This is a genomic window from Pseudoxanthomonas sp. LjRoot127, assembly GCF_964253495.1.
Taxonomy (GTDB): domain Bacteria; phylum Pseudomonadota; class Gammaproteobacteria; order Xanthomonadales; family Xanthomonadaceae; genus Pseudoxanthomonas_A.
Map to the genome: position 1 here is coordinate 323,897 of NZ_CAXUQR020000001.1, position 25,523 is coordinate 349,419.

30 protein-coding genes are annotated in these 25,523 nt (G+C 60.8%); 15 read left to right on the forward strand and 15 right to left on the reverse strand.

What is annotated here, in order from left to right:
- Positions 1 to 5: 5 nt before the first annotated feature.
- Positions 6 to 443 carry a hypothetical protein gene (locus ACSQ19_RS01535; protein WP_435999516.1) on the reverse strand — a complete coding sequence of 146 codons (438 nt, stop codon included), beginning with the start codon at positions 441 to 443 and terminating at the stop codon, positions 6 to 8.
- A 2-nt stretch (positions 444 to 445) separates the two neighbouring features.
- Complete coding sequence (locus ACSQ19_RS01540) at positions 446 to 679, reverse strand: hypothetical protein (protein WP_435999518.1); 234 nt, start codon at positions 677 to 679, stop codon at positions 446 to 448.
- 91 nt (positions 680 to 770) lie between these two features.
- Here ACSQ19_RS01540 and ACSQ19_RS01545 point away from each other — a divergent pair, with 91 nt between their 5' ends.
- Both ACSQ19_RS01545 and ACSQ19_RS01550 read left to right on the forward strand, forming a co-directional pair.
- Positions 771 to 1,940 carry an ATP-binding protein gene (locus tag ACSQ19_RS01545; protein WP_435999520.1) on the forward strand — a complete coding sequence of 390 codons (1,170 nt, stop codon included), beginning with the start codon at positions 771 to 773 and terminating at the stop codon, positions 1,938 to 1,940.
- A complete protein-coding gene (locus ACSQ19_RS01550) occupies positions 1,933 to 2,286 on the forward strand; it encodes a response regulator (RefSeq protein WP_435999522.1) in 354 nt (117 codons plus the stop codon). The genes ACSQ19_RS01545 and ACSQ19_RS01550 overlap by 8 nt, the downstream gene beginning before the upstream one ends.
- 570 nt (positions 2,287 to 2,856) lie before the next feature.
- Here the strand turns inward: ACSQ19_RS01550 and ACSQ19_RS01555 are convergent.
- Entirely contained in the window at positions 2,857 to 3,195 is a 339-nt protein-coding gene (locus ACSQ19_RS01555; protein ID WP_435999524.1) for a hypothetical protein, read from the reverse strand.
- 181 nt (positions 3,196 to 3,376) lie between these two features.
- Between ACSQ19_RS01555 and ACSQ19_RS01560 the strand changes: the two genes are divergently transcribed.
- Together ACSQ19_RS01560 and ACSQ19_RS01565 are read left to right on the forward strand one after the other, a co-directional pair.
- Entirely contained in the window at positions 3,377 to 3,898 is a 522-nt protein-coding gene (locus ACSQ19_RS01560; protein ID WP_435999526.1) for a hemerythrin domain-containing protein, read from the forward strand.
- Positions 3,899 to 3,907: 9 nt separating this feature from the next.
- The gene (locus ACSQ19_RS01565; RefSeq protein ID WP_435999528.1) at positions 3,908 to 5,071 is read left to right on the forward strand and encodes a zinc-dependent alcohol dehydrogenase; all 1,164 of its coding nucleotides are present in this window, start codon (positions 3,908 to 3,910) and stop codon (positions 5,069 to 5,071) included.
- 83 nt (positions 5,072 to 5,154) lie between these two features.
- Here the strand turns inward: ACSQ19_RS01565 and ACSQ19_RS01570 are convergent, their stop codons facing one another.
- From ACSQ19_RS01570 to ACSQ19_RS01585, 4 genes are all read right to left on the reverse strand, one after another.
- A complete protein-coding gene (locus tag ACSQ19_RS01570) occupies positions 5,155 to 5,889 on the reverse strand; it encodes a DNA-formamidopyrimidine glycosylase family protein (protein ID WP_435999530.1) in 735 nt (244 codons plus the stop codon).
- Entirely contained in the window at positions 5,882 to 6,646 is a 765-nt protein-coding gene (locus ACSQ19_RS01575) for a DUF72 domain-containing protein (RefSeq protein ID WP_435999532.1), read from the reverse strand. The genes ACSQ19_RS01570 and ACSQ19_RS01575 overlap by 8 nt, the downstream gene beginning before the upstream one ends.
- A gap of 18 nt (positions 6,647 to 6,664) precedes the next feature.
- Entirely contained in the window at positions 6,665 to 9,061 is a 2,397-nt protein-coding gene (locus ACSQ19_RS01580) for a catalase (protein ID WP_435999534.1), read from the reverse strand.
- 82 nt (positions 9,062 to 9,143) lie between these two features.
- Positions 9,144 to 9,752 carry a hypothetical protein gene (locus ACSQ19_RS01585; RefSeq protein WP_435999536.1) on the reverse strand — a complete coding sequence of 203 codons (609 nt, stop codon included), beginning with the start codon at positions 9,750 to 9,752 and terminating at the stop codon, positions 9,144 to 9,146.
- A 126-nt stretch (positions 9,753 to 9,878) separates the two neighbouring features.
- Between ACSQ19_RS01585 and ACSQ19_RS01590 the strand changes: the two genes are divergently transcribed.
- Together ACSQ19_RS01590 and ACSQ19_RS01595 are read left to right on the forward strand one after the other, a co-directional pair.
- Entirely contained in the window at positions 9,879 to 10,538 is a 660-nt protein-coding gene (locus ACSQ19_RS01590) for a DUF6766 family protein (RefSeq protein WP_436001048.1), read from the forward strand.
- Positions 10,539 to 10,544: 6 nt separating this feature from the next.
- Positions 10,545 to 11,099 (forward strand): cysteine hydrolase family protein, encoded by a 555-nt coding sequence (locus tag ACSQ19_RS01595; protein WP_435999538.1) that lies wholly within the window; start codon positions 10,545 to 10,547, stop codon positions 11,097 to 11,099.
- Positions 11,100 to 11,324: 225 nt separating this feature from the next.
- Here the strand turns inward: ACSQ19_RS01595 and ACSQ19_RS01600 are convergent, their stop codons facing one another.
- The gene (locus tag ACSQ19_RS01600) at positions 11,325 to 12,359 is read right to left on the reverse strand and encodes a magnesium transporter CorA family protein (protein WP_435999540.1); all 1,035 of its coding nucleotides are present in this window, start codon (positions 12,357 to 12,359) and stop codon (positions 11,325 to 11,327) included.
- A gap of 26 nt (positions 12,360 to 12,385) precedes the next feature.
- On the opposite strand from ACSQ19_RS01600, the gene ACSQ19_RS01605 reads away from it, so the two are divergent.
- Positions 12,386 to 12,652 (forward strand): hypothetical protein, encoded by a 267-nt coding sequence (locus ACSQ19_RS01605; protein ID WP_435999542.1) that lies wholly within the window; start codon positions 12,386 to 12,388, stop codon positions 12,650 to 12,652.
- Here the strand turns inward: ACSQ19_RS01605 and ACSQ19_RS01610 are convergent.
- Complete coding sequence (locus ACSQ19_RS01610; protein ID WP_313222305.1) at positions 12,649 to 13,008, reverse strand: hypothetical protein; 360 nt, start codon at positions 13,006 to 13,008, stop codon at positions 12,649 to 12,651. The two genes, ACSQ19_RS01605 and ACSQ19_RS01610, sit on opposite strands and share 4 nt — an antisense overlap.
- Positions 13,009 to 13,157: 149 nt before the next feature.
- On the opposite strand from ACSQ19_RS01610, the gene ACSQ19_RS01615 reads away from it, so the two are divergent.
- From ACSQ19_RS01615 to ACSQ19_RS01650, 8 genes are all read left to right on the forward strand, one after another.
- Positions 13,158 to 14,087: an NAD(P)/FAD-dependent oxidoreductase gene (locus ACSQ19_RS01615; protein ID WP_435999544.1), complete on the forward strand. Its 930-nt coding sequence runs from the start codon at positions 13,158 to 13,160 to the stop codon at positions 14,085 to 14,087.
- A 146-nt stretch (positions 14,088 to 14,233) separates the two neighbouring features.
- Positions 14,234 to 14,581, forward strand: a complete 348-nt coding sequence (locus ACSQ19_RS01620; RefSeq protein WP_435999546.1) for an HNH endonuclease — start codon at positions 14,234 to 14,236, stop codon at positions 14,579 to 14,581.
- A gap of 183 nt (positions 14,582 to 14,764) precedes the next feature.
- Positions 14,765 to 15,208 carry a hypothetical protein gene (locus ACSQ19_RS01625; RefSeq protein WP_435999548.1) on the forward strand — a complete coding sequence of 148 codons (444 nt, stop codon included), beginning with the start codon at positions 14,765 to 14,767 and terminating at the stop codon, positions 15,206 to 15,208.
- A gap of 25 nt (positions 15,209 to 15,233) precedes the next feature.
- The gene (locus ACSQ19_RS01630; RefSeq protein WP_435999550.1) at positions 15,234 to 15,737 is read left to right on the forward strand and encodes a hypothetical protein; all 504 of its coding nucleotides are present in this window, start codon (positions 15,234 to 15,236) and stop codon (positions 15,735 to 15,737) included.
- Positions 15,738 to 15,921: 184 nt separating this feature from the next.
- Positions 15,922 to 16,383, forward strand: a complete 462-nt coding sequence (locus ACSQ19_RS01635) for a LexA family protein (protein ID WP_435999552.1) — start codon at positions 15,922 to 15,924, stop codon at positions 16,381 to 16,383.
- 1 nt (position 16,384) lies between these two features.
- Positions 16,385 to 16,789: a hypothetical protein gene (locus ACSQ19_RS01640; protein WP_435999554.1), complete on the forward strand. Its 405-nt coding sequence runs from the start codon at positions 16,385 to 16,387 to the stop codon at positions 16,787 to 16,789.
- Positions 16,789 to 17,676 (forward strand): hypothetical protein, encoded by an 888-nt coding sequence (locus ACSQ19_RS01645; RefSeq protein WP_435999556.1) that lies wholly within the window; start codon positions 16,789 to 16,791, stop codon positions 17,674 to 17,676. The genes ACSQ19_RS01640 and ACSQ19_RS01645 overlap by 1 nt, the downstream gene beginning before the upstream one ends.
- A gap of 1 nt (position 17,677) precedes the next feature.
- Complete coding sequence (locus ACSQ19_RS01650; protein WP_435999558.1) at positions 17,678 to 18,946, forward strand: Y-family DNA polymerase; 1,269 nt, start codon at positions 17,678 to 17,680, stop codon at positions 18,944 to 18,946.
- 2 nt (positions 18,947 to 18,948) lie between these two features.
- Here ACSQ19_RS01650 and ACSQ19_RS01655 read toward each other — a convergent pair whose 3' ends face one another.
- The 6 genes from ACSQ19_RS01655 to ACSQ19_RS01680 all read right to left on the reverse strand — a co-directional run bounded on the left by ACSQ19_RS01655 (position 18,949) and on the right by ACSQ19_RS01680 (position 25,519).
- Complete coding sequence (locus tag ACSQ19_RS01655; protein ID WP_435999560.1) at positions 18,949 to 20,175, reverse strand: phosphoribosyltransferase family protein; 1,227 nt, start codon at positions 20,173 to 20,175, stop codon at positions 18,949 to 18,951.
- 3 nt (positions 20,176 to 20,178) lie between these two features.
- The gene (locus ACSQ19_RS01660; RefSeq protein ID WP_435999562.1) at positions 20,179 to 21,105 is read right to left on the reverse strand and encodes a DNA-processing protein DprA; all 927 of its coding nucleotides are present in this window, start codon (positions 21,103 to 21,105) and stop codon (positions 20,179 to 20,181) included.
- 193 nt (positions 21,106 to 21,298) lie between these two features.
- Positions 21,299 to 23,497, reverse strand: a complete 2,199-nt coding sequence (locus tag ACSQ19_RS01665) for a fimbria/pilus outer membrane usher protein (protein WP_435999564.1) — start codon at positions 23,495 to 23,497, stop codon at positions 21,299 to 21,301.
- Positions 23,498 to 23,504: 7 nt separating this feature from the next.
- Positions 23,505 to 24,182 carry a fimbrial biogenesis chaperone gene (locus ACSQ19_RS01670; protein ID WP_435999566.1) on the reverse strand — a complete coding sequence of 226 codons (678 nt, stop codon included), beginning with the start codon at positions 24,180 to 24,182 and terminating at the stop codon, positions 23,505 to 23,507.
- Between the two features lie 125 nt (positions 24,183 to 24,307).
- Complete coding sequence (locus ACSQ19_RS01675; RefSeq protein WP_435999568.1) at positions 24,308 to 24,811, reverse strand: Csu type fimbrial protein; 504 nt, start codon at positions 24,809 to 24,811, stop codon at positions 24,308 to 24,310.
- Between the two features lie 120 nt (positions 24,812 to 24,931).
- Positions 24,932 to 25,519: a hypothetical protein gene (locus tag ACSQ19_RS01680; protein ID WP_435999569.1), complete on the reverse strand. Its 588-nt coding sequence runs from the start codon at positions 25,517 to 25,519 to the stop codon at positions 24,932 to 24,934.
- Positions 25,520 to 25,523: the final 4 nt, after the last annotated feature.

The window sequence follows — 25,523 nt, forward strand, 5'->3', positions numbered from 1 at the left end:
GCTCCTCAATTGGCGGTCGTGTGGGTGGTCGATGGCATGTTCTTGCGAACCACTTCTAGAAGCTCATCGTCGCTGATCGGGCCCTGCGGCTGCTGCTCGATGTAGTCGTCCACTGCCTTGAGCGTCGGCTCATACTCGTCCATCCAGTAGGCATTGAGGGGCAGGTCGAGCATGTAGGTGGGGCAAACCAGTTCCCGATTGTCCAGCGTCATGCCGTATTCCATCCACGCGCTGTCGAGCTCCGCATTCCCCTCGATCTCGCCCAACTTCAACCACACCTCGCGCGTGAGCCCGAGCTCGGCCTGCTTGGCTTTGAGCAGCTCGTGGAACTGACGATACGTCGTCTTCACTCGGAACTCTTCCGTCAGTGGGTAAGTGCGGACCCACCCGTCCAATTGCTGGATCTGTTTGAGGTAGTGCGGGACATCAAGCTCGGTGGTCATCGTCAGTCACTGCAAGGTTCATCGTCGCCAGGAATAAGACCTGCGTCCCGCTGGATGCATTGCAGGCGACTCCAGACGTGATCGTGATGCTCAGGAGGGGTGTCCTCCATGATTGTGTCTGCCATGCCGGCGAAAGCGTCACCATGGTGTTCGGGCTCACAGTTGCTCAGAACATCCTTCAGCGATTGCTGAAGGCCATTCAACGCGTCGTCGAGTTCTTGTAAATTTTTAACCATGCTAGCTCCTCCTCGGATGCTGCTGTGCACAAATGAATGCGGTGTTCACGCACCCATCTTTAATTTAATCGATCGACACATGGACAGAGCGATGAGCGATAAGCCCTCCTCCACATTGAACGATCCTGTAGACGACGCTTGGATGAGCGAGTCAAAGCAATTTCGGTTGCTGTTGAACAGCGTAACCGACTACGCCATCTACATGCTTGACCCGGCTGGACACATCCAGACCTGGAATCACGGTGGTGAGCGCGTCAAAGGTTATACCCGCGACGAGGTGGTTGGCACGCATTTTTCGCGGTTCTACGAACCTGCGGATATCGAGGCGGGCCTGCCACAAAGCGAGCTGGACGCTGCCAAGGAGCAGGGTCGGTATTCGTCGGAAGGGTGGCGGGTGCGAAAAGACGGGAGCCGCTTTTTTGCCAGCGTTGCCATTGACCCCATCTGGTCGGACGGAAAACTCGTTGGTTTTGCCAAGGTCACGCGAGACGTCACTGAAAAGCGAGATGCCCAGCGTCAGTTGGACGAGGCCCAAGCTTCCCTGCTCCAGGCCCAGAAGTTGGAGGCGGTGGGCAAGGTGACTTTGGGTTTAGCCCACGATTTCAACAACTTGCTTGCGGTGGTGATCAACGCCCTGGATCTTATCGCCATTCGTGTGAATGACGACCCCCGGGTTACCCGGAACGTGGAAGCCGCCTTGCGTGCCGCTGAGCGTGGCGCGCTCCTCACGCGTCAGCTCCTAACGTTCGGCCGTGGCCAGAACTTGGTCGCACAGCCTCTGGACGTCAACCGGTCAATTCAGGACCTGAATGATTTGATGAGACGCAGTTGCCCCGAGAATGTCGAACTGGCATTCGACTTGGCGCCCAAGTTGCCGTTCGTGGAGGTGGACAAGCCCCAGTTCGAAGCTGCGGTGCTCAACGCGGTGGTCAACAGCCGGGACGCGATGCCCAGAGGCGGAAGAATCGTGATCACAACCGCTCTACGAAAGGTGGCCGACCCTGCCGATACGGGCGCATCCAAAAAGGACATGGTTTGCGTAAGCGTGACAGACAACGGCAGTGGCATCCCGTTGGAGATCCAGGAGCGTGTGTTCGAGCCGTTCTTCACCACCAAGGAGATCGGCAAAGGCAGCGGGCTGGGTCTTAGCCAGATCTTCGGCTTCGCCAAGCAGTCCGGAGGTCATGCGACCCTTAGCAGCACCCCCGGCCAAGGAACAACCGTCGTCATTTGCCTTCCGTTGAGTGTTCAACATGCCTAAGGTTCTTTTGGTGGAGGACGAGAAAGACCTCCTCCTTCTAATTTCAGAGTCGTTGGAGATCCACGGCTACACCGTTTCCAGCGCGTGCTCGGGCAGTGAGGCCCTTGACGCCTTGAGAGACAATGGCCCATTCGATGTCGTTGTGTCAGACATTGCGATGCCCGGAATCCTCAACGGAATTGACGTGGCGCAAGCTGTCGTGGGCCAGCACCCAGGGGTGCGCGTGATCCTCACCTCCGGACATCCCTTGTCCCATTTCCCGCCCATTCCGAAAGCCGTTGAGTTCTTGTCCAAGCCTTACCGTGCCAAGCAACTTCTGGACATGATCGGTGACCGCAGAACTTGATTAGCACGATTGTCCGATTGAGACTGTCCAAGCTATGAGTCGTTCGTAATATTCCTTGCGCTGACTCGGCCTGCCGGTGGATGACATGTGGTGGCTGCCGCCCGGATAAACGACCAGGCGATTCCGCGCCTTTCTCCCCCGAACCAGTGCTGCGTGCAACTGCTCGCCCTGGCCAACAGAGCATCGGTGATCGCGACGCAGTGGGGAAAGTTGGAGAGCTTGCGGGGGTTGCCACCGTCGGCATCGCGAGCGAACACCTGTAGCAGGCCATCGTGGCGCTGCAAGTAGGCGAGCTTGCTGCCGTCCGATCACCAGAAGGGTCCGGACGCGTCATCGCCGCTGCCCGTGACGGCGAACACCCCGTGCTAGAGGAGGTCCAGACCTGCGTATGGCTGCTGTCCCCCTCCTCGTCGATTCAGCCGACTTGGAAGGCAACGTCGTTCCAGTCGGGATAGCCCTCCAGTTTGGATAAGTTCTTTGCTCGAACATGCGGTCCAGCCCGCCCATTTCCTGTCCTCAAGGTAAAAAATATGCCCCGCCTAAGCGGGGCACATCGTCTGGCGGGCGGTATCAGCGCTGCTCGCGGTTCTGCTGTTCCTGGCGGTTCTGCTCATCGCGATTCTGCTGCTGGTTCTGCTGCTCGCGGTTCTGGCCGCCCTGACCGCCCTGCTGCTGGTTCTGCTGGTCACGGTTCTGGCCGCCCTGACCGCCCTGCTGCTGGTTCTGCTGGTCACGGTTCTGGCCGCCCTGGCCCTGCTGCTGGTTCTGCTGGTCGCGGTTCTGGCCGCCCTGACCGCCCTGCTGCTGGTTCTGCTGGTCGCGGTTCTGGCCGCCCTGGCCCTGCTGCTGGTTCTGCTGGTCGCGGTTCTGGCCGCCCTGGCCCTGCTGGTTTTGGTTGTTGGTGCCCATGTCATCGTTCCTATTGAGTTACGACGGACTTGTCGTGCCTAGAACCGTATTCCCGACGACGTGATCACAACGTCTAAGTAATACAGTCAAAATCATTCTGTTGGCAATCATTTATCCGGAACATCACACTGCATTGACGTGGGAGTCGTAGAAAGTAGTTCTCTACTCCGGAGAGCCAGCCATGCAACGCGATATTCTCGTCACCCTCCAATCCGAGCACGACTCCCTGCGCGCACTTTTCCAGGAGATGGAGACCACTACCGACCGCGCAAAGAAAAAGAGACAGCAACTGCTCCAGGACATCGAAGCGGCCCTCATTCCGCACGCAAAGTGGGAAGAACTGCATTTCTACCCCGCGTTCAAGGAGCGGGCTGATCGTGACGGTCTGAAAACGCATGCCGAGGCCGTTATTGAGCACCAAGCTGTGGAGCTGACAGTGCTGCCAGAGGTCAAGGCCAGTGACATCGAATCCCCGAGGTTCGCGGGGGCAGCCAAGGTGTTGGGCGAAATGGTCGACCACCACGCGACTGAAGAAGAAACCACCATGTTCAAGATGGCGCGCAAGCTCTTCACCCCGAAGGAACGCGCCGAGCTCGATGTGCAATACGAGGAATGGAAGGCTTCGCTGGCTTCCAAAGCCGTGACTGCCCATGCAGAAATCAAGACCGGTCTCAAGGCTGCCATCAAAAAGATCACCCCCTAAAGGATTCCCATGAAAGCCCTGACCTACCACGGCTCAAAAGACGTGCGCGTTGAAGACGTCCCGGATCCCACGCTCGTCCAGGCGGACGACATCATCCTGCGCGTCACCGCCACTGCCATCTGTGGCTCTGACCTGCATCTCTACCGCGGCAAGATGCCCGCCCTGAAGGAAGGCGACATCCTGGGCCACGAGTTCATGGGCATTGTGGAGGACGTCGGCAGGGATGTGACGGAGGTCGCCAAGGGTGATCGTGTCGTCATCCCCTTCGTGATCGCATGCGGCAAGTGTTTTCACTGCCTCTTGGACGAGTTTTCGGCGTGCGAGACCACCAACACCGGCAAGGGCGCCGCGCTCAACCAGAAGGGCATCAAGCCGCCTGCAGCTCTGTTCGGCTACACCCACCTCTACGGCGGGGTGCCGGGTGGACAAGCAGAATTCGTGCGGGTCCCGAAGGCCAACGTCGGACCATTGAAAATCCCCGACGCGCTCACCGACGAACAGGTTTTGTTCTTGTCGGATATCCTGCCCACCGGCTTCCAAGCCGTCCTGAACGCGGGCGTGGGCAAGGGATCTTCCCTGGCCATTTTTGGTGCCGGCCCCGTGGGGCTGATGTCCGCCGCCTGCGCCCGCATGCTCGGCGCCGAGCAGATCTTCATGGTGGACGAGTTGCAGTATCGCCTGGACTTCGCTGTTCAGGCCTACGGCGTCATTCCGATCAACATGAAAGACGTCGATGATCCGGCCGAGTTGATCATGCAGCAGACCAATGGCCGCGGCGTGGACGCTACGGTGGATGCGGTGGGTTTCGAAGCCAAGGGCAGCACGACCGAAACCATCCTGACCAACTTAAAAATCGAAGGCAGCAGTGGCGTCGCTCTCCGCCAAGCCATTGCCGCCACGCGCCGCTGCGGGACGGTGAGCGTGCCGGGTGTCTACGCCGGCTTCATCCACGCATTCATGTTCGGTGACGCGTTCGATAAGGGCCTGAGCTTCAAGATGGGTCAGACCCATGCCCAGGCGTTCATGCCTGAACTGCTAGAGCACGTGGGCAACGGCTTGCTCAAGCCTGAGATCATCATCTCCCACCGCATGAGCTTGGCCGATGCAGCGCACGGGTATTCTATTTTTGACCAGGCTGAAGAGGACTGTAGAAAGTTAGTCCTGACGCCGTAGCTTCCCTGTTTTAGACCTATTATCCAGCGCCCTTACGCATTCTCTTGGGGGCGCTTTGTTTACAGGGCCATCGGCCTCCATTGTCAATCGTAGAGGTGCTGGCAACCCACACAGAAGAAACTACGGCGCTTAGTGGTGCCCAGATAGGCTTTCGTCAATGGTCCCCCACAACTTGGGCATTTCCGCTTGGTGTGCACCAGCCAGTGCTTCTTGAGCACGAACGCTCTCTTCCACTCCAGGAAGTCGAAGCTGTATTGGCGCGCCTGCTTGATCAGCTCTCCAAGCTTGCGCGGTGGGAGGCTACCCACCCGGGAACTGGGCTGGACGCGAATGCGATACAACACTTCGTTCTTGATGATGTTGCCGACGCCCGCAAAGATGTTCTGGTCCAATAAGACATCACACACCAGCATATCCGGCGCGGCCTTCAGTTTGGCCCTTGCTTTTCTGGGGCTCCATGAATCCGACAATACATCCCCGCTCCAGTCGTAGGCCTCATCGAGAGGACCTTCGATGTATTTCAAGGAACAGGTGTAGAAATTTACTTCTCCATTGTCAAAGCGAAGAGATAGTCTTGGCGTCGCCCCAGCTTTTCGTTCATCGATGCGGTAGGACCCAAACATCATCAGGTGGATGCGCAGGCTGAATCCAGAGAACTCAACCAGGAAATGCTTTCCCCAACTGCGCACCGAGAGGATCCGCCGCCCCTCCATGCGAGCAATATCCAGTTTGCTGTTCCCGCTCACCGAGCGCACTGTCTTTCCGCGAAACCGAGCGGCTTCCTCTCGGAGAATATGAATGGAGGGCCCTTCAGGCATCAGAGCCCCCCTTTGCAGTGGGTAGCAACATCGCCTTCAGTCGCGTCGCATTCGCTACGGCCTGTCCATGAGCGGTGTTATCGAACACGACCCATGCACTTACCCGCCTCTTGAGTTGTGCGCGCACGTCACTGGCCAGCGCTGCGAGCGCTTCCTCACTGTAGCTGCTGTAATACTTGCGTGGCGACCCATGCCACCTCCAATAGCGAAGGGGACCCGTTTTTCCCGGCGCTGCAGAAAGATCAGTGATCGGGGGATCGGCCGCGACTCGACTGATGTCATGCGACCCGAAAGTGGCTTCTGCTGAGGGCTCAAACCAGCTGGGATGGCGCGGCTCACAAATGATCGGCGCCGTGGTTCGTCTGCGCAGCATCGTAAAGAACGTGGAAGCAACCCTTACCTCAAACATCAAGGAAGGCGGCAACTGCACCAGGATGGCGCCCAGTTTTTTGCCGAGCCCCGAGGTTTCCTCCATGAAACCATCCAAAAGTGATCCGCATCCACGCAGTCGCGCTTCGTGGCTGATGGACTTTGGCAATTTGACAGAGAACAGGAAGTCGCGAGGGACTGAGTGCGCCCACCGCTCATAGGTTTTGACTCCGTGCCGCCGGTAGAACGAGGAGTTGATTTCCACCCCGTTGAACACCGTGGCGTAGCGTGCGAGCGCAGTCTCCCCCTCGCCGAAGAGACTGCGCTGCGCGGCGGGGATGCTCCACCCCGCACACCCTATCCGCAGGCGTGGCTTAGGGGCCGCCATTCCAAGCGCCCCGTGCACTCACAACAAAGGCGGGTCGGTTTCGCGCCCGAAGTGCTTGTGCTTGGCCAAGGCACCAACGAACTGGGTGATCGCAGCCTCCTCGGGTTCGCTTTGGAGGAGCAACCCCGGATCGTTCTCATCCCTCAGCACGCCCGTCCCTTCTACGAACGCGACGGCCTCACCCAAGGCGAGAATGGTCTTGAGGTGCCGGAACTGATCCTTCACGAACTCCGCGGCCCGGCCATCCCTCGCCCACGCTTTGGCGGTGCCCTCCCCATCGGGAATGATCACCCCGTCGAACAGGACGGAAGGCTCGTTTTCGAAGGACGCGTCGGCGTCTATCTCACTGCCGTCCTTCGCCGTGAACACGCCCACCCGGTGCCCAACGAGGCGGCCGACGGCTCCGGCGTCCAGCAAGGCCTGCTGGGCTTCCGCCACCTGTTCGCCGTCGACGCCGTCACCGACGAAAATGGCGACCTTGCGCGTTGCCACGCCGGTATTGCCCGGGCGAGCAAACATCGACAATGGCTGGGAAACGTCTACCTCCGCCTTGGGAGGCTTCGGCAGCGCCCGGGGCATGGCATCCGGGAGCGGCATGCCCAGCCCTTCGGCGACCTGCGCCGCCAGCTCTTCCGAAGCGTTGCGAAGCATGGACACCACGCGCTGGCGAATGGCCGGCACTGTCAGCTTGGAAAGCTCGAAGCGGAACGCAGCCGCGATGTGGGCTTGCTCCACGGGTGTCTGGCTGTTGAAGAACAGGGCGGCCTGATTGAAGTGCTCGGCAAACTTCTCGGGCTTGCCGCGCACCTCGTCCTGCTCGACCGGTTCGGGGAACGAGACGAAGCCTGCTGCCCCGGCCTGGAACGGGCAACCCCCGCCCAGGGAATTGGGTTCGTAGGAGACCTTGCCGCGGTGAATGGCCTGGCGATGGAAGCCGTCGCGCTGGTTGTTGTGGACCGGGGCGACGGGCGCGTTGATCGGGATCTCGTGGAAGTTTGGTCCGCCCAGGCGGGAGAGCTGGGTGTCCACGTAGGAGTGGATGCGGCCCGCCAGCAGGGGGTCGTTGGTGAAGTCGATGCCGGGGATGACGTGCGCGGTGCAGAAGGCCACCTGCTCGGTTTCGGCGAAGAAGTTGTCCGGGTTGCGGTTGAGCACCATCCGGCCCAACGGCGTGATGGGCACGAGCTCTTCAGGGATGATCTTGGTCGAATCCAGGATGTCGAAGGAGAAGCGTTCGGCCTCTTCTTCCGTGAACACCTGCACGCCCAGTTCCCACTCAGGATAAGCGCCTGATTCGATGGCTTCCCACAGATCGCGCCGGTGGAAGTCCGGGTCGGCGCCGGCGATCTTGACGGCCTCGTCCCACAGCAGTGCGTGCGTGCCCTGGAGGGGCGTCCAGTGGAACTTGACGAAGCGAGACTGCCCCTGGTCGTTGACGAAGCGGAAGGTGTGAACACCGAACCCCTGCATCATCCGGTAGCTGCGCGGGATGGCCCGGTCGGACATCAGCCACATCAGCATGTGGGTGGATTCGGGCATCAGGGAGACGAAATCCCAGAACGTGTCGTGCGCCGAGGCGGCTTGCGGCATTTGATGATGGGGCTCGGGCTTCACCGCGTGCACCAGATCCGGGAACTTCATCGCGTCCTGAATGAAGAACACCGGCATGTTGTTGCCCACCAGGTCCCAATTGCCCTCGTCGGTGTAGAACTTGACCGCGAAGCCGCGCACATCGCGCGCGGTGTCCTTGCTGCCGCGCTCACCCGCCACCGTGGAGAAGCGGACGAACACCGGGGTGATCTTCCCTGCCTCTTGGAACGGAGCGGCCCGGGTAAGTTTGTTGTGCCGCTTGTAGCTCTCGAAGAAGCCGTGAGCCGCCGATCCGCGGGCGTGCACGATGCGCTCGGGAATGCGTTCGTGATCGAAGTGGGTGATCTTCTCCCGCAGGATGAAATCCTTGAGCAGCGCCGGTCCACGAAGGCCAGCCTTCAGGGAGTTCTGATTGTCAGCGATGGGAACGCCCTGGTTGGTCGTCAAGCGTTGCCCCGAGCTGTCCACGCGCACGCGATCCAGCGAACCCACCGTGGGATTCGAACCTGGGGCTGCCTGGGTGCCCAGCTTCGTCGAACCGTTGCCTTCTGCCAGCGTGCTGGCCGTAGCCAGAGGGGAAGGCGGAATGACCTCGGTGCCCTCCGGTGGATCCACCGCTCCTGCCCGACCATGCTCAGCGGCCTTGTTCTCATTGAATGGCATCGCAGTGGCCGTGGCGTCCACTTCTGCTGCCTGCTCGGCGATGAGATCGCCTGAGCCCAAGGGCGGTGCTTTGGACGCGGCGCTGTCGGAGTTCCTCGCGGCGGAGGCGCCGGCAACGTTCTTCTTGGTCTTGGGGTTGGTTGGCTTGCGCGAGGTGGCCATAGCTCTTCCTGATCGAAAATCACGGATGGATTGGAAACAGTGACGCATAGAGAAAAGCCCGCAAAAGCGGGCTTTTCAGCAGTTACAGCATGTCTTCGCGGGCTTGTTCTGCTCGGGCTGCGCCGATTGCGGTCTCGACTTTCTTGACCTCCTCGGGAGGCGGCAATACAGCCGGCATGCCCAAGCTCTGGATCCAGAGTTCACGGCACCAGCCCTTGGTGTGGTAGAGGTGATGGTCTTCGTCTTCTTCCACCTCGTCATACGCAGCCTTCAGGACCTCGGCCACCTTGTCCTTACCCGCGTCGGCGACTTTGCCGATCAACTCCCAGTTGGAGTGATCCTTGGTCTCGGCCAGAACCACGCATTCGCAGGCCACCAATTCGGCCGCCGCTGGATCAGCGTTGGCTTGGGCCATCTCGATGGCCGCAACCAGTGAGGCGCCGTTGTGCGCGCACACCTCTCGCCCCGGGCTCATTTCTTCGGTGTCCATGCCCAGTTCCCCGAACACCCGGGTCAGCACCTCCTCGTGGTGCTTGGTTTCGTCAAGGTATTCCCCCCACTCCTTGCGCAGGTCCTCGTTGACGGCCACGGCGATGGCTGCCGTGTAGACCTTGATGCCGCCGCGCTCGGTTTCCAGCGCCTGGAGCAGAAGCTCCTTGACGCCGTTCTGATCGTAGCCCTTGCTTGCCATTGCTGACTCCGTTAGCTGGGGAAGAAATTTGATTATTCAGTCCCACCACGCAAAGGCTTTGTGAAAACCAGTTTCTTCACGGCGTTTCTACGAAGTCACGCCTTCAATGTGCAAAAGGATCACTTCATGACCAGCACACATCCCGGATTCCTAAAACGGAATGGCCTTTCGATCGTCGTTCTCCTGTTCATGCTGGGAACATGGCTAGGGCAAATCCTGACCGGCCACGTCGTTTACAACGACGAGCTCTCGGACCTCGCTGCGCCTACCTTGTCCCTCTGGGAATACTTGGCCAGCGGCCACTTCGTTTCGGCCACGTTCGAAAACTGGGAAAGCGAATTCTTACAGATGGGAATGTATGTGTTGCTGAGCGTGTCCCTTCGTCAAAAGGGCTCAGCGGAATCCCGGCCATTGGATCCGTCGAAAGAAGAGGAGCGAATCGAAAAGGGTCCCAAGCCGTGGCCCGTGCGGGTCGGCGGTCTATGGCTCAAGCTCTACGAGCACTCCCTAGCCATCGCGTTCACGGCGCTGTTTCTGCTCTCCTTCGTTCTTCACCTAGACGGTAGCTGGCGGCACGAATCCGTTCAACGGCAACTGGAGGGCGAGCTCCCCGTTACCCTCTGGCACCATCTGTCCAGCGCCCAGTTCTGGTTCGAGTCGTTCCAGAACTGGCAGAGCGAGTTTCTCGCCGTTGCCTCATTGGTCCTGTTGACCATCGTGCTTCGCCAAAAGGATTCACCCCAGTCCAAGCCGGTGGAAGCTCCCCACAGTCAGACCGGCACCTGAGTTCGCATGCGGCCTGCCCTCATCGTCTTGGACATGATCAACCTCTTCGATTTCGACGGGGGTGATCGGTTGGCGGCGCAAGCGGTGAAGGTGTGCAATAACATCGCGGCACTGCGCGCCACATTTACTGAACGCGATTGGCCGGTGCTCTACGTCAACGACAACTTCATGGACTGGAACCGCGAGTTTTCAGACCTGGTCGCCACATGTCGGCAGCGGGGAGGTGCGACCAGCTCCATTGCGACCATCCTGGAACCAGGACCCAAGGACTATTACGTCCTCAAACCACGGCACTCCGCCTTCCTATGCACCACATTGCCCGCCATCCTGGACGACCTGAGCGTGTCCGCATTGGTCATCACCGGCGTCGCAACCGACTCGTGCGTGCTGGCCACGGCACAAGACGCCCACATGCGCGGCTACAAGGTTCGGGTCCCATCCGACGCGGTCGCCGCCCAGACTGCTGCACGCTCCAAGAGGGCGTTAGCGTTGATGTCGGAATCCATGGAAATTGACACCCGCCCCACCGCAACCGCGTCCCGAAGCCTTGCCTCGTCATGACTCTCTACTTTCCCAACAGAGGGCCGTTCCACCCACCAGGAGTCACGCATGAGAGACCGAAAAGATACCCCCGCCCCAGGCGAGCCTGTCGAGTGCGAAGAGACCCATGCGCAACGACGGGAACGCAAGAAACACGAGAGTGACAACCAGGACCAGGCGCTGGAAGAGACGTTCCCGGCCAGCGACCCGGTGTCGCCTTTCGTCCCAGCCAAAGCGCCTGAGTAACTAGAACCACCGCTTGTGTTTGCCCCAGAGGATGGAGCCGGCGGCCAGCACAAGCATCAACACGACGGCGACGGAAAATCCAGCCACTCCGGTCTTGAAGAACGGGGCTTCGAAGTTCATGCCCAGAATGCCGCCGATGACGGCCAGCACGCCGACGACCACCGTGACAAAGGTCAGCACCTTCATCGTTTCGTTGGCGGACAACGCGGTCTGGCTGCTGAACAATTCGAACGTCCCCACCACGAGATCGCGGGCGTTCTCCACCATGTCCATGGCGCGTTCATAGTGGGTGTCCAACGCACGAAAGTGCCGCTCGGTTTGCTCATCCTCCTCCGGACGAAAGTCGGGGCGGCCCAACGCCGTGAACACCCCACGGTGGGGAGCGAGCATTCGCCGGAGGCGGGACGCCCCCTTTCGCAGCGACCGAAGTTCCTCAAGGCAATCCCGGGGCGCCGTGGACAATACGTCCACCTCCAGCCGTTCGACCGCCAGCTCGAACCGGGATACTGCGCTGAAGTATGTGCCCAGGTGCCATTCCAGCAGGGCTGAAACAAAGCTGCCCGACGTCAGGGCCCCAACGCCCGACCTGCCCCCTTGCCCGTCTCGAAAATTGTCCAGGAACTCGACGGGTTGGCGGTGAAGGGTGGCCACCACGTTCTTGCCCGCCACAATGGTCAGCACGGTGCCGCTGAACGCTGGACTGGGTGAGTCGGCGACGGCAACCACCCTGACCCAGAAACACTTGCCGCAGTTCTCCAACGCGGGATTGGTGTCGGTGCCCGCGTAGCCGTCTATCGCGGCCCTGGGCAAGGAAAGGCGTTCGGCCATCCGAGCCAACTCGGTCTCATCGGGCGCGTGGAGATCGATCCACAGCAATTGATCCTCGGACGGATCCATCACCAAGGCCGCATCCAAGCCCGTGACTTCACGGGTAGCGCTGGCTGCATCGAATAGCATCGCCCGAACCCGCGCCGGGCCTTCATCAGGCGCAGAACCGCCGCTTAAATCATTCCCTCTGCCTTGCGTTGTATCCATTCCCAATCCGCTCCCAAGGATCTTTTATGTCACCCGATGTGATCGGCTGGGCCGCTTCGGCCATCTTGATAGCCACTTTGATCAGGCAGATTCACAAGCACGCCACGGAAGACAACTCGGCCGGTGTATCCAAATGGCTTTTTCTCGGCCAGACGGCCGCGTCCGTGGGCTTCGTTATTTACAGCTGGCTGCTGGACAACTGGGTGTTCATCACCACCAACAGCCTCATCTTGCTCACCGCCTTGGTCGGCCAGTGCGTGGTGTGGCGAAAGCGAAAGCGCACACAGGCCTAGTGCTGCGTGGACGTGTCCACGGGGTGAGCGTCCAGCCACGCCCAACCCCGCTCCACGATGTCGCGCACGTCCGGCCAGAGGAGGGTTGAGTTCCCGCTCAACTCGTCCCAGAGCACTTCCATGTCGGCGTCGTCTTGGGGCAGCGCGTAGCCGCCCGAGGTCAACAACGCCAAGGCGTAAGCAGGGCATACGTCCGACCAATTCGATTCCGTCGCTTGGGAATCGCGGTTGGCGAACTCATCGAAACCGGCGGGCACTGGGGTCATGCCTGGGTAGGGCAGGCACTTTTCCACGCCTCCCGATCGGCTGAGATAATCCACCAAGCGGTGGAAGTGGTCTGAATCGAAACGTCCCATGGGAGCTCCTGAGCGGCGGCTGGCGCGTCCGACCAGCCCGGCCCCTATGACGACATGGCGCCCGTTATGGCGACGTCATAGAGGGCGCGTGCGTGCGCGGAGGGATCGTTCGTGGCAGGCTTTGCACACATCCCGATCCGGCAAAACCCATGGAACTGGACTGCATCATCGTAGGGGGCGGCCCCGCCGGCCTCACCGCCGCTACTTACCTTAGGCGCTTTCACCGACGCGTGGTCGTGTTCGATGATGGTCGCAGCCGCGCGCGTTGGATTCCGGAAAGCCACAACTGCCCCGGCTTCCCGCTGGGCGTGTCGGGGACTGAACTCCTCCAGCGCCTGAGGGACCAAGCCGCCAACTACGGCGCAACGTTCCGCCCCACCCGAGTCAGTGACTTGCGCCCCATCCCGGGAGGATGGGAGGTGGAGGCGAAGGACGGTGTCTTCTCTGCGCCCACCGTCCTGCTGGCCACGGGGGTCGTCGATCGACTCCCAGAGCTCGCTTCGGGAGACCCCGAAGCAGCGCTGAAGAGCGGGCTGCTCCGCTCTTGCGCGCTTTGCGATGGATTCGAGGCCACCGATCACCGCCTCGCCGTGGTGGGGCCACTCACCAGAGCAGCGGCCAACGCCCGCTACCTGAGCACGTTCTCGGCCAACGTCAGCGTGGTGCCAATTCCGGACCGAGGCGACAGCGGCTCCCAGACCGACACCGAGGGCTTGGTCGTCCTGCCGTCTCTCCGCTCTCTGGCGTGCCGGGATGACGGCTGGGACCTTATCGACGCCTACGGCGACACGCACCGCTTCGATTTCGTTTACGCGGCCATGGGAGCGCCTGCGCGCGGAGAGTTGGCGCGGCAAGCATGGGCCGAACTCAACGACGAAGGCGCCGTGCTGACAAACGAGCACATGGAAACCTCTCGCCATGGCCTTTACGCCATTGGTGATGTGGTCACCGATCTCAACCAGATCGCGGTTGCTTTTGGCCATGCCGCCATTGCTGCCAGCGCCATACATCGCGCCTTACCGCCGGCTCCACGTCCTGCCCGCGGATCGGAAGACCATCCGCGCATCGCACAGGCTTGACGCCCCACTCGCCCCGCGCGATAACAGCCCTGCCGCGTGGGAACTTACCCCCGGTGTTGTGCCTGCTTAGCCAATGGCACCAGGTGCCCGATCCGTTCTCGCCTACGAGACGTCGGGAAAGAACCCCTGTTCCCTTTGGATTGAGCATGCCCAAACTTCAACGCCTGAGAACCGACGCTTTCCACGCCCAGAAGGGCCGCTGCTGCTACTGCAGCCTGCCCATGTGGAACGCCTCACCCGATGAACTGAAACCCTTCGGCCTGCCCGCCCGAACGGCCAACCCGCTTCGTTGCACCGCCGAACACCTGGTGGCCCAACAGGACGGCGGCAAGGACGTGGCCGGCAACATCGCCGCGGCTTGTTGGTTGTGCAACCAACGCCGCCACAAACGGAAGTCCCCCCCCTCTCCAGAGGACTACCGCGCCTTCGTGCAGAAGCGCCTGGCCAAGGGGAAATGGCACCCGCCGGGGGTGGCCAAGCTGCGACCCCGATAGGCTCTCAGACACCGCAATGAAGAACGAAGGGAGCGTGACAGCTCTTCCTTCGTTGCCGCTTCGTATTCAAGCGTGCGATCTGACTAAACTGAAAAACTGCTGGGGTTGCACGACAGTTTTTCAAACTCCTGCCCCCCTTGCGCGTTTCCGCTTCTGCGGTAAACCAGAAGAAAAGGAGGACGCATGGCCAACACCGAGTTGCTCGCTGCAATCCAACAGCGCGACCCCAATCAGGTGGCCGCGGCGATCGGACGAGGGGCCCAACCCAACGCGCACGACGCCCGTGGCTACTCGCCGTTCCACGTCGCCCTGCTCACCGCGGACGCGCCGACCGTTCGCGCGTTGCTGGACAACGGAGCTGATCCGTTGGTGCGCACGAACCTGGCACAGGGCCGGAACATGGGCGCCAAGACCCTGGCCGCATATCGCCACGGTCGGGCGCACGCGCACCCACCGGGCAGCCGAGAGCGGGATGCCGAGTTCGCCGTGTGCGAAGCACTGGACCTCCTGCTGGATGAGCGCGGCGCGCTGCCGCACCTGGACGACACCCACTGGTGGATGAAAGGGGTCGAGGACGCGGCGGATATAGCTGCCCGCCAGGGGCGTCCGTGGAAGGCTGCGGGGTAACAGGAGGCTGGGCTACGATGTGGTCATGCCCGTCTCTGACAACCTCGCCATCCCATTGTTTCGCGCATTCGCCTTGCTCGAATACCAGCTCAAGCGCCGTCATGCATTTCTGAAAGCGGATCGGTTCGGCAATGCGATGGTGGACTGGTCCGAAGTGAAGGCGCAGGTGGACAGGTTTCCACCTGCCAACTTCGTCCTTCGGGTGGAGCCTGTTACTCGTCAGAAGATGCTTGGGGGAGCCCGTGATCGACCGAAAGTTCAGGTGGTCGTCAATGCGGGGGGCCAGCGCGAGGCAGCCTTCGAGCCTCGCCCTCTTCAGCCACCCAACGAAGTTCAATCCGACGCCCGCGCCTTAGTGGAAGCGACCAAGCGCGTGCGCAACAACCTCTTCCATGGCGGCAAAGAAGATCCGGGCGAGCAGCCTTTCGATGGCGACGACGACGAATGGGGTCGTGCCGCCCTCGACGTGGCGCGGACATTGCTCGACCTCCTGGACCAAAGAGCATTCGGACCACCCGATCGTCCCTGAGCGTTTGCGCGTGGAACCGACGCTGCGCCCCGCCCCCTCGGTTTCACGGCCCCGCCCACCCTCGCAGTGACAAGGGGTTGGGCCCGTTCAGCGAAATACTAATTGGCGGCTCCGTTCGGGCCGGTCTAGCCTGTCTCCCCGGTGCCGTCTCACCGGGTGATTCTGGCTTGTAGAGACTTCCGCCATGCTCGACACCACGCTTCCGCCCGGTTACCTGGGCGCCGCCCATCTCCATCCCCTGCCGCTGCACCTGCCGTTGCTGCCAGTGCGGGCCACGTGTGGCTTCCCCTCGCCTGCTGAAGACTTCTACGGCTCGCAGGACGTGCTGGACATCAACCAGCACGTGGTGCGAAACCCGGTAGCGACGTTCTACGTGGAAGCGGACACAGGCACCTCGATGGTGGAGTTCGGGATCTTCCCGGGCGACACCCTGGTGGTGGATCGCTCCCTGACCGCCCGCGATGGGGACATCGTCATGGTGTGTTGGGAAGGCGGCTTCACGGTCAAGCAATTGCGGCTGCGCGCCGGGCGCTACGAGCTCCACTCGGGCAATCCTGCCAACGCCCCCATCGTCGTGCCGGAAGACGTGGAGCTCGACGTGTGGGGCGTGGTGACCTGGTCCTTCCGAAAACAACTGAGGCGCTAACATGGACGATGCAAGCCGCTGGAGCCAGCTCAAACCAATGGAGGGCCCGCGCTGGCCCATCCGGTGTGGCCATGTCTTCACCGCCGAGGATGTGGTGCGCCTGCGCGAGGGCCTCTGGCCGCGCAGCGTGGATGACCGCTGGGCGTTGCATCTGGATGGCGACACGTTGCGCTGCTGGCTCTCCTGGACGGGCACCTGCATCTACGAAACCCGAATCACCATGGCCGCTGACGGCACGGGGGTGGCCGGCGTGCTGGAGGTGCTCGACGACGACGGGGACACCTACCGGCGGGCCGCCACCGATGAAGGCGAACTGGAACGGTTCGAGGGCGTGTTGTCGCAAGTGCGGCGCCGCGAAAACGACGGCGACACCCTGGCTGGGGTATCGATCATCCAGGAGGCGTGATGCGCCAGCGCATCGAGCTCTGGCAACGCGTCTTCGACACCGACGACAACGCCATTTCCAAGGCGTTGTCCAAGCTGACGTGGGATCTGGCCGCGTTCTCCTGCGTAGTGGAAATGGTGCGCCAAGCACCCGATGCCGACGACGGCAAGCGGCTCAACGGCATGGTGCTGGAAATGCTCGTTTCAGGGTTCTGGAGCACCACCATGCAAGGCGTTCGGCGACTGGCCGAGCGGGAAACCATCCACGGCCATCGTGGAGTGTGCTCCTTGGGTGGTCTGCTGATGGACGCAAGAGCGGTTCGGCAGCGCGTCACCCGCCGGGTGTTCGTGGAAGACATCGCTGGCCTGGAATACAACTACGCGGCCACGGAAGAGCGGTATTGGCGGTTCCTACATGCCCAAACACCGGGTCAAGCGTATTGGGTCCCCCGCGAGTATCACTACGAACCCTCGGTTCAACGACACGCCCTCTTCGATTGGTTGAGTGGGACCACGCCCGGCACCTCCACCCCAGAAGATCTGATTCGGGAAGACGTGTTCGACACACTGGAGCGGCGCTTGGCGCAACTCGATGGAGTGATGGAACACGTCAACGTTGAGATCGCACATGCAGCCACAGAGTTCAGCCGCACCGGCCGCGCGCTCCAGCAATGGAACCTGGATGACGCCAAGGCGGCCATCAAGGAACTCGCGCAGATTGCGCAGTTGGTGGGCGAGTGGTTTTGCTTCAGCGGCATCGGCACTGTCCTTCCGCATCCGCAATTCGACCAGTTCGCCCACCTGGATCAGCCGCTCTTCACCGGCGACAGACGGCAAATCCAAGCGACATGGGACAGCTTGGAGCGAGAAATCAGTCAGTGGCACAACGTGGATCCGAGGTCCCTTTGACATGTTCGGCTTGGTGGATGGCAACAACTTCTATGCCAGTTGCGAGCGAGTCTTCAACCCTGCTCTGAGGGGAGTGCCAGTTGTGATACTGAGCTCGGGCGACGGCTGTGCGATCGCCCGAAGCAATGAAGCCAAAGCCTTGGGCGTGCGCATGGGGCAACCCATTCATGAAGTGGATCCCGGGATTCGAAAGCAGTTGCGCTGCCTGTCGGCAAACTTTGGCCTATACGGGGATATCAGTTCCAGAATCGCGACCATCCTCCGCGATCTTTTTCCTGCCGTCGAAATCTACTCGATCGATGAGAGCTTCGTGACCTTCGACGGCATCCCTGAAACGCACAGGGTGCGCGTTGCAACAGAAGCGCGGGCCCGCATCCTGAAGTGGACCGGGGTTCCCTGCTGCGTAGGTATCGGCCCAACGAAGACCTTGGCAAAGCTTTCAAACAAGTTGGCAAAATGCACGTCGCATGGCGTGGTGACCACCTTTCCCAACTCGCCTGCACTTGAGAGCTATCGAGTGGAAGACGTATGGGGAGTGGGACGCAAGCTCACTGCTCGTTTGGGAGCAGAGGGGATTCTGACTGCGGCGGATTTATGCCGGGCCGCGCCAGATACGTTACGAGCCCGTTATGGAGTAACTCTGGCGCGAACGCAACGTGAGCTTCAGGGCGAAGTGTGCGCAGACATCCAGGAACAAGAGCCAGATCGCCAACAAATTATCGTTTCAAGAACCTTCGGAAAGGAGGTCACCTCACTCGAAGACGTGCAACAGGCAGTTGCCACGTTCGCCCAGCGAGCTTGCGAGAAGTTGCGAGCAAGATCACTTATGGCGGGAGGTGTGTGGGTGTGGCTTAACACCAATGCTTTTAAGCCTGGCATCCCCCAATATCATCCGAGCAAAGCGTTCAATCTGATTGCCCCGTCTTGTGATACCCGAGAAATCCTCATGGTCGCTAAAGGACTCGCGCGTGCGATGTATCGCGGAGCCGGTAGGTATGGCTACAAGAAAGCAGGTGTTGGCCTCCTTGACCTGACGCATGGCGACAATCAGCAAGGCGATCTGTTTGCGCAGCTCGACCCCCGTTCGAAGGCACTAATGGATGTCGTCGATCAGGCCAACGCCAAGTTCGGGCGTGGAGCGATGGGCTTTGCAGCCTCCGCATGGCGACCTGCCGACAGAAGCCTTTCGAAACCCATCTGGTCCGTCAAGCGCGAGGCGCTGTCGCCCGCCTATACTACCCGATGGGACCAGCTACTAAAAGTTAGTTAATCTCACCAGTTCCACGCATTGTAGATTCCGAAAACCTGGGAAAGCTCGTGTGGAGCACCACTGTCAACGATGGAACCCGTATAAGAATACTGGGCAGATTTGGGCTCCTTGCTTACATCGTTGGGCTGATAAGGTTTTAGGGAAATCTTGTCGGCCATTGCCCAATACGGCGTATTGATAGTCTTAAGCCACGTAAAGAGCCGAGCCTCCCCACCCGCGGCTTCGACGTAGGCGCGCGCAGCTTCAAGGCTTCGGCCAGAAGTGCATATGTCATCGACAACCAATACAACCTTACCACGCAGACTAATTGCCCCCTTGTTGGGAGTAACAGCGAGATTTTTATGGGGATAAGTATTAAGCTGAATGGTGCGCAATTGATTTGAAAATTCCCGGTCGGCCGCTTTTATCGGTTGGCTTTTATCGGCTGTCGTGTGACGCACAATGAGATCGTGATAGAAGCTCATTCGAAAGCACTTTCCCAGCCGCATTAAAGCAACCTGGAGACTGGCATCCTTAGGCTGATCGGATTTAGCCTGATGCCCTGGATAGGTGCAAATGTAGTTAACACCCTCCAATAGCCCACCGAAGTAGAGAGTCGATATGGTTAGAAGAAACCAAAACTCAGGGTGACCATAGCCAAACTTTGCCGCAGCCCTGGCGTCTTCTCCAAAAAGCGAATAAGCCTGGACCTTCGTGGAGAACGGCCCTGCAGCATGAAAGTTTAGCGATCCATCCTTGATTCCGAAGAAGAGTGGATGGCTACGCATAGCGAAAACAAAGCAAAATCTCGCAAGCTCACTGACAGTCTTGACCGCAAAACCGTAGCTTGTTTGCTGACCATACCAGTCGGCGCGAATGTGCAGGAGATTGTTATTTACGCCTGCGCGCATATCCTCTTCTGAGCCCCCCAGAAGGATTGTCTGCTGCTTAGTTGCCCCATAGTGAGCAAGAACGGGAAGAACCGAGTCAGCAAGACGCCTGGACGGCTTACCGTCTTCGTGCCAACCATGAGCGGAGATCGGAACTCCTGAGATGTTCGAAAGATGCTCATGAAGACTTATAGATTTGTTGTAAGTCCACTTCCTGTTAGACCACAACGCAACGCTGACCCCCTTGTCGGAAAGCTGTTTAGCGAGCTTGGCGAGCTGCTGCAAGATCGCACCATCTACCTTGTTTTGTTCGTTCGCGATCGTTCCTGAAACACTAATGAGCAGAAGTTTTAGGCTCACTGGTTAGCTCCCGAAAAGCTCTGCTTGTGGCGGCTCGTTATGACGCCTAGTCATAGCGGCCTTAAGCGAGCCACGAAAGGCTGCATATTGCCTCGGGATTTGGAATGTTAAGTCCGCATCACCGTGATCAGCACTTGCAACAACGCCTTCCGCAAGAAGATTAATACATGTTCTGCCAAGCGCTCTCGAGAATCGGATGGTATGAGCAGTGCCAGAGCTACGACGCCACTCAGGCGCTACGACAACCCGGGCAAGTGCAGCTTGAAGCCTGTTCCGCATAACGAAATTCTGAGCAGACGGCTCCGCGAAGGGCATGTATTCGGAAACAAGAAGCCCGCCTCTATCAACAATCTCATTCGCTAGGCGGATGTTGCTGGAGGGATATGGCCGAAGAATTCCGGTCCCCAGAACGGAAATAGTTGGCGTCCCAGAAATTAGAGACCACTCATGGGCAATCGAGTCAATTCCCTTCGCGAGACCGCTCACAACTGGCAGGTGATCTTCAGCGGCTACCGATACAGCGAATTTCGTCAGAAAGTCGCCAACCACCGTAGGGTCTCGCGTGCCAACAATGGCCACGCTGTCCACGTTGAGGAGATCCAAATTTCCTCTACAGAAGAGCCAGCGAGGTTTCGATTCTGGCGGAAGGTCTCTGAAGAGGCGGGGATACGCTCGATCATCTTCCCTAACGAGGTGAACCCCTGCAGTAGTCAGCAAGGATATTTGTTTCTGACCTAGCGCTAGGAGAGCTGACTCGAATCCCTCATTTGAGCCGTTTAGATGCTCCCACAGAAATGGATCCAGATCGCCACGATCGAATTTATGCGCAGCCTCTGCTACACCACCCATCTCAAACAATGTCCGGTATCCGATGCCCTTGATCTGACTCAGACCCAAGAAGACAGCTGCATCTCTATCGAAAGATGACATTTTATGCCGCCAGGTTTGAACAGCGCTTCGAGAACTGATGGTTCGTTGATCTTAGATCCAGCGCGAGTAAGGTGGGCATAGGCATCCGGAAAAACGGTCATAGCGGACCTCAGTATCCTCAGCATTGGGGGCCAAGGGCAATGTTGCTAGGAAGGGCGCTGCGCGGACCCCTTGATTTCATAGGGTTGGCGGATCACTGGCAGGCCAGTGACACCACCGTTTGCGCAGACCCAAGGTCAGAGGGCAGCTGGGCCTTGCAGACCCCCGTCACCTCGACCACCTGCCCCGGCTCCGGGTGCTGCAGGTAGAGCGCCCCATCGAAGCCCACCTGGGTGGTCTCCCGCGGCGTGCTGGCGACCGTTCCGGGTGGGATGCTGGCACCGGTCAGAGTGTAGGAGCGCGCCGTCTCGGTGAGCACCGGAAACGCCACGTGCATCCCGGCTTGGCGTCCCGCCATGGCGCTCTTCTCGGTCTCGCCCACTTGGGTGCCCAGGGGCAGGGCCTTGTCGTCGATGCGCACCGTGGTGGGCACCAAGGCCGCCACGTCGCCGGTCACCAGGCGGCCCTTGGTATCGGTCTGGCCCACCACCCGGCCGCCCACCCTGACGGGCACGTTGGGCTGGCCCGGCACGTCCACCACGGCGAAGCCCTGGGGCGCGGGGCGCAGGAACGTCACGCCCTTCCCGTCGATGTGGACCGCCCCGCTGTAGCCCCCGCTGACGTAAGGCACGCCGTGCCCGGTGCCGGCGTCGAGGCGGGCCATGCCGGTGTCCGTGTTCCACGAAGCGGCGGCCCTCACCTGGTTGCCGCGCTCGCCCCGCTCCACTTCCGCCGCCACGCTGACCGGGGTGTTCCCGACGGTGGGCCGTCCGGAGTAACGAAGCGCCAGGGCATCGGCATTGGGCGCCGAGCGTGCCCTCACGCCCACCCGGTTGGCCCCGAGGGCGTAGGTGTAGCCGGCTTCCACGCGGGTGTCGCCGCGCCCGATGTCGCGCAGCACGCTGGCGCCGACCTGGTGAGGCCCCTTGCGCCAGTTCACGCCCACGTCGGCAAAGGTTACGCGGGCCCGGTCGGTCGTCAGGTCGGTGTAGCCGGCGCGCAGGGACAGGTCGCGGCTGGGTCGCCAGAACAAGGACGCGCGGGTGCGCTCCAGCACGTCGGCGGCCCGTTCCGGTCGCAGGCGCCAGTAGTCCTCGTTGCGCTCGTGCTCGAGGCGCGCACCGAAGGTCGGGCCACGGTAATCGTAGGCGGCGGCCACGCGCCGGCCGCCCCCACTGGAGCGCCCGACTTCCAGATCGAGCGTGCCCAGGGTGCCCAACGTGGTGGTGGCGCCCAGGGCCAAGTTTGACTTCCCTTCCCCATCGGCTTGCGCGTTCGTGCGCAGGGTCCAGCGATCGGAGGCGCCCCAAGCCAGTGAGGCGCTGGCACCGGTCTTCTCATAGCGGTTCTCGTCCTCGCGCACTTGGCCCACGGCCACGTCCCAGGTGGTGAGGCCTGGGCGAAGCAAAGTGGGCGCGATGTAGTAGCGCTGATCGCTCACCACCGCCTCGCGGCCGAATCGGTCGCGCACCACCACTTGGGCCTGGTTCGCACCGGCCGACAGCGGGCTGCCTTCGACGATGAAGGGGCCGCGCTCCACGTCCCGCTGGAGCACGCGGGCCTGGTTGGCCATGACCTCCACGGTGCCCGGATCCAACGCCAAGCCACCCAATGTGGGGATGGGATAGGTGGGCGTCATCGGGTCGAGGGCCTTGGGGTCCTTGGCGATGCGCACGCCGCCCAGGTTCACCACCGCCGACGGCGGTCCGGTGAACACGTCGCCTGCTTCGTAAGTCACCAAGCGCGACAGGTCATCCCTCTGCCAACGCGTGATGCCGCGGCGATACTCCCCGCCCCGCGTTGAATCCACGTTGAGCTGCCCAGTGGTGGAGAGCACGCCCCAGCGTCCGGCGGTGCGCACCTCGTGGGACAGGGACGCGCCCTGGGCTTCCTGCGTCGCGCGCCCTGAAAGCGAATAATTGATCAGCACGCCGGGCGCCGCGGGCGAGAGTGAACCGGTGGTTTCGTGGCGCTTGACCGATTGAACCGGTGCGCGATCGGGGGGAATGGTGATGGCCACGGTGGCGTCCTCTTCCTTCACCGCCAGGACCACGCCCAACGCTTGAGCAGACAGCGGGCCGCTCTCGCCTTCCTTCAACACCACGCCCAAGGCAGACCAGGTGGTGGCATCGGCGAACCACTGGCCCTGTTGCTGCCAGAAGATGGCCGGTTCCTTCGCAGGTTTGCCGCCAACGGTGGGGAGCAGCACGCTGGGCTCCACGCCCGCGGGCACAGCTGCGTCGGCCGCGTGCGCGGCCAGGCAAAGGGCGAGCAGAACTCCCCAACGGCGCATGGATGGCTCAAGGGGCAACAGTGAGCGTGACCGGCTGACCGTTGACGGTCAGGGTCAACGCCGAGGCGCGGTGCTCCGGCTTGAGCGGGATGTCCTTGCTAAGGCCGGGCAGCACCCACCCCAGCGCGCCTTCGCGCCACGACTGGCCGGAGGACGGCCCAATGGTGGTCACGCGCGCGGCGGTGGTGCCGGTGTTGGTCAGGCGGTAGCCCGAACCGTCCGGCGACAGCGACGCGGTCAAGCGAACGTCAGGCGTCGATGCTTCAAACGCGAGCGGCAGGGAATGATTCACGAGCAGCGAGACGTTCGAGCGCCCACCATTCTCGACGGGAGGTAATGGCAGCTGCTTGAAGATGACGCGGTAGTAGCCCACCGCCCCACTTCCACTGACCCTTACCACCCGAACCACACGCCGCCCTGTCGGAGGAATGGAGATGATCGATGGCGAAGCCAGCACATCACCGGTATTCACCAGCTGGTCGACTCCATCCTTCTGCAGCCACTGGTAGGCAGTGACCTGATAGCTCACCGGCATGTCGTCTGAATTGATCAGCGTGACCGCGTGCGCTTTCGTGGAGGGTTCGCCCAGAAGCGCCGTCGGAGTCAAGGACACTTGGGAAGCGTCTGCCGAGAACGGGAGCAAACTGAAAACCAAAAGAGTGAAGAAAAACACTAGCGATCGCATGGAGGCATCTCCTGTCGGGGGATACCTTTCAAGCTAGAGACGATCCACGTTTCGTCAACCCATACCCACTCACAATGAAAAGCCCCGCAGGTGCGGGGCTTCGCGTCGTGCAGATCGAGTGTCGATCAGTTGTAGGTCAGGGTGACCTGGACGGTGTCGCTGTAAAACCCGTTGGGCGCCTTGTTCGCTCCCAGGAAAGCGATGGAGTAAGGCATGAACTGCCACTCGCCATTGCCGACCCCGGAAATCTGATCTGCGCCCGTGCCCCACGTTTCACCACCCACCATATCCCGGTGGAGAGAGTAAGCCAGGAAAAAGCCAGGGCCAGACAGACTGCGGTGATTTGGGAAATCGGCGTTCAAACCGTAGTTCAGCCCATCACCGGGGGCAATTTCGTAAGCGGTGCCGGTATTGCAGCGAGCGCCAATGCCCGTCGGCGACGAAGCCACCTGCGAAAGCGAGAGCGAGTTGATGTCCAGGTTGTCCAGCGGAGAGATCTGCAGCTGGCAACCCGGAAGAACTTGGCCGTTGATGATCAGGCTTTCCGACACTTCGTCGGCGAAGGCCGGGGCCGCCAGAGCGACCAAGGCGATGGGGAGGATGGAACGGAGGATGGACTTGCGATTCATGAGTATCGGCTCCTTGTTAGGAATGTGAGTAGGGGTGAGTGGCCCGACGTGGACCATCCCTCTACCGATACCTGGAATCGGCGAGTTGGCAAGGGGTGCCGAAAGAACGGCGAGAGAACCTCATAGCCGGGGGCGAGGTTTCACGGGCGCTTCGATTATCGGCGTCGCATTGAGTTTGTCGGCCAAGGAACGTCGATGCATACCTGCTGCCTCGGTTGCCAGTTCGTTGAGAACGACGGCAAACGCAGACTCCCACAGAAACGCACTGTCACCCACATCTAGCGGGAGGTGGCTAGGACGATTTCGCAAGGCCTCCACGGCCGGATTGAGCCTCTCATCCTGGAAACCAGAAGTCCACAACTTCGGCAACCTCCCAAGTATGTTCTCTGTTTCCACCACAACAGCTCTACATATGCCGTGGCCGATGACCGGGTCCGCAAGGACCCTTTCCACATCTGTCATGGCCAGGACCCCTTGCCGCTTGCTCAGAATCGCATGCATGGTTGGACTGATGATCTTCACGTAGCAGAGGACATACTTCCGCCTTAGGTGCAGTTCTCGAGCCGCTTGCTGCACAAGCGAAGCCCTGTTCTGACGAACGGTCCAATGGTAATCGCGTAGCGCCTCACGATAACCCTCCATTCGCTGCTGGCTGGCCAACTGCTGTCTTTTTCCCCTTTGATTGAGAACAAGGTCTACAGCAAGCATGGCA

Excerpts from the sequence above, each read along its gene's own strand:
- ACSQ19_RS01535 (WP_435999516.1), bottom strand. The coding sequence starts at position 443 with ATGACCACCGAGCTTGATGTCCCGCACTACCTCAAACAGATCCAGCAA.
- ACSQ19_RS01540 (WP_435999518.1), bottom strand. The coding sequence starts at position 679 with ATGGTTAAAAATTTACAAGAACTCGACGACGCGTTGAATGGCCTTCAG.
- ACSQ19_RS01545 (WP_435999520.1), top strand. The coding sequence starts at position 771 with ATGAGCGATAAGCCCTCCTCCACATTGAACGATCCTGTAGACGACGCT.
- ACSQ19_RS01550 (WP_435999522.1), top strand. The coding sequence starts at position 1,933 with ATGCCTAAGGTTCTTTTGGTGGAGGACGAGAAAGACCTCCTCCTTCTA.
- ACSQ19_RS01555 (WP_435999524.1), bottom strand. The coding sequence starts at position 3,195 with ATGGGCACCAACAACCAAAACCAGCAGGGCCAGGGCGGCCAGAACCGC.
- ACSQ19_RS01560 (WP_435999526.1), top strand. The coding sequence starts at position 3,377 with ATGCAACGCGATATTCTCGTCACCCTCCAATCCGAGCACGACTCCCTG.
- ACSQ19_RS01565 (WP_435999528.1), top strand. The coding sequence starts at position 3,908 with ATGAAAGCCCTGACCTACCACGGCTCAAAAGACGTGCGCGTTGAAGAC.
- ACSQ19_RS01570 (WP_435999530.1), bottom strand. The coding sequence starts at position 5,889 with ATGCCTGAAGGGCCCTCCATTCATATTCTCCGAGAGGAAGCCGCTCGG.
- ACSQ19_RS01575 (WP_435999532.1), bottom strand. The coding sequence starts at position 6,646 with ATGGCGGCCCCTAAGCCACGCCTGCGGATAGGGTGTGCGGGGTGGAGC.
- ACSQ19_RS01580 (WP_435999534.1), bottom strand. The coding sequence starts at position 9,061 with ATGGCCACCTCGCGCAAGCCAACCAACCCCAAGACCAAGAAGAACGTT.
- ACSQ19_RS01585 (WP_435999536.1), bottom strand. The coding sequence starts at position 9,752 with ATGGCAAGCAAGGGCTACGATCAGAACGGCGTCAAGGAGCTTCTGCTC.
- ACSQ19_RS01590 (WP_436001048.1), top strand. The coding sequence starts at position 9,879 with ATGACCAGCACACATCCCGGATTCCTAAAACGGAATGGCCTTTCGATC.
- ACSQ19_RS01595 (WP_435999538.1), top strand. The coding sequence starts at position 10,545 with ATGCGGCCTGCCCTCATCGTCTTGGACATGATCAACCTCTTCGATTTC.
- ACSQ19_RS01600 (WP_435999540.1), bottom strand. The coding sequence starts at position 12,359 with ATGGATACAACGCAAGGCAGAGGGAATGATTTAAGCGGCGGTTCTGCG.
- ACSQ19_RS01605 (WP_435999542.1), top strand. The coding sequence starts at position 12,386 with ATGTCACCCGATGTGATCGGCTGGGCCGCTTCGGCCATCTTGATAGCC.
- ACSQ19_RS01610 (WP_313222305.1), bottom strand. The coding sequence starts at position 13,008 with ATGGGACGTTTCGATTCAGACCACTTCCACCGCTTGGTGGATTATCTC.
- ACSQ19_RS01615 (WP_435999544.1), top strand. The coding sequence starts at position 13,158 with ATGGAACTGGACTGCATCATCGTAGGGGGCGGCCCCGCCGGCCTCACC.
- ACSQ19_RS01620 (WP_435999546.1), top strand. The coding sequence starts at position 14,234 with ATGCCCAAACTTCAACGCCTGAGAACCGACGCTTTCCACGCCCAGAAG.
- ACSQ19_RS01625 (WP_435999548.1), top strand. The coding sequence starts at position 14,765 with ATGGCCAACACCGAGTTGCTCGCTGCAATCCAACAGCGCGACCCCAAT.
- ACSQ19_RS01630 (WP_435999550.1), top strand. The coding sequence starts at position 15,234 with ATGCCCGTCTCTGACAACCTCGCCATCCCATTGTTTCGCGCATTCGCC.
- ACSQ19_RS01635 (WP_435999552.1), top strand. The coding sequence starts at position 15,922 with ATGCTCGACACCACGCTTCCGCCCGGTTACCTGGGCGCCGCCCATCTC.
- ACSQ19_RS01640 (WP_435999554.1), top strand. The coding sequence starts at position 16,385 with ATGGACGATGCAAGCCGCTGGAGCCAGCTCAAACCAATGGAGGGCCCG.
- ACSQ19_RS01645 (WP_435999556.1), top strand. The coding sequence starts at position 16,789 with ATGCGCCAGCGCATCGAGCTCTGGCAACGCGTCTTCGACACCGACGAC.
- ACSQ19_RS01650 (WP_435999558.1), top strand. The coding sequence starts at position 17,678 with ATGTTCGGCTTGGTGGATGGCAACAACTTCTATGCCAGTTGCGAGCGA.
- ACSQ19_RS01660 (WP_435999562.1), bottom strand. The coding sequence starts at position 21,105 with ATGTCATCTTTCGATAGAGATGCAGCTGTCTTCTTGGGTCTGAGTCAG.
- ACSQ19_RS01665 (WP_435999564.1), bottom strand. The coding sequence starts at position 23,497 with ATGCGCCGTTGGGGAGTTCTGCTCGCCCTTTGCCTGGCCGCGCACGCG.
- ACSQ19_RS01670 (WP_435999566.1), bottom strand. The coding sequence starts at position 24,182 with ATGCGATCGCTAGTGTTTTTCTTCACTCTTTTGGTTTTCAGTTTGCTC.
- ACSQ19_RS01675 (WP_435999568.1), bottom strand. The coding sequence starts at position 24,811 with ATGAATCGCAAGTCCATCCTCCGTTCCATCCTCCCCATCGCCTTGGTC.
- ACSQ19_RS01680 (WP_435999569.1), bottom strand. The coding sequence starts at position 25,519 with ATGCTTGCTGTAGACCTTGTTCTCAATCAAAGGGGAAAAAGACAGCAG.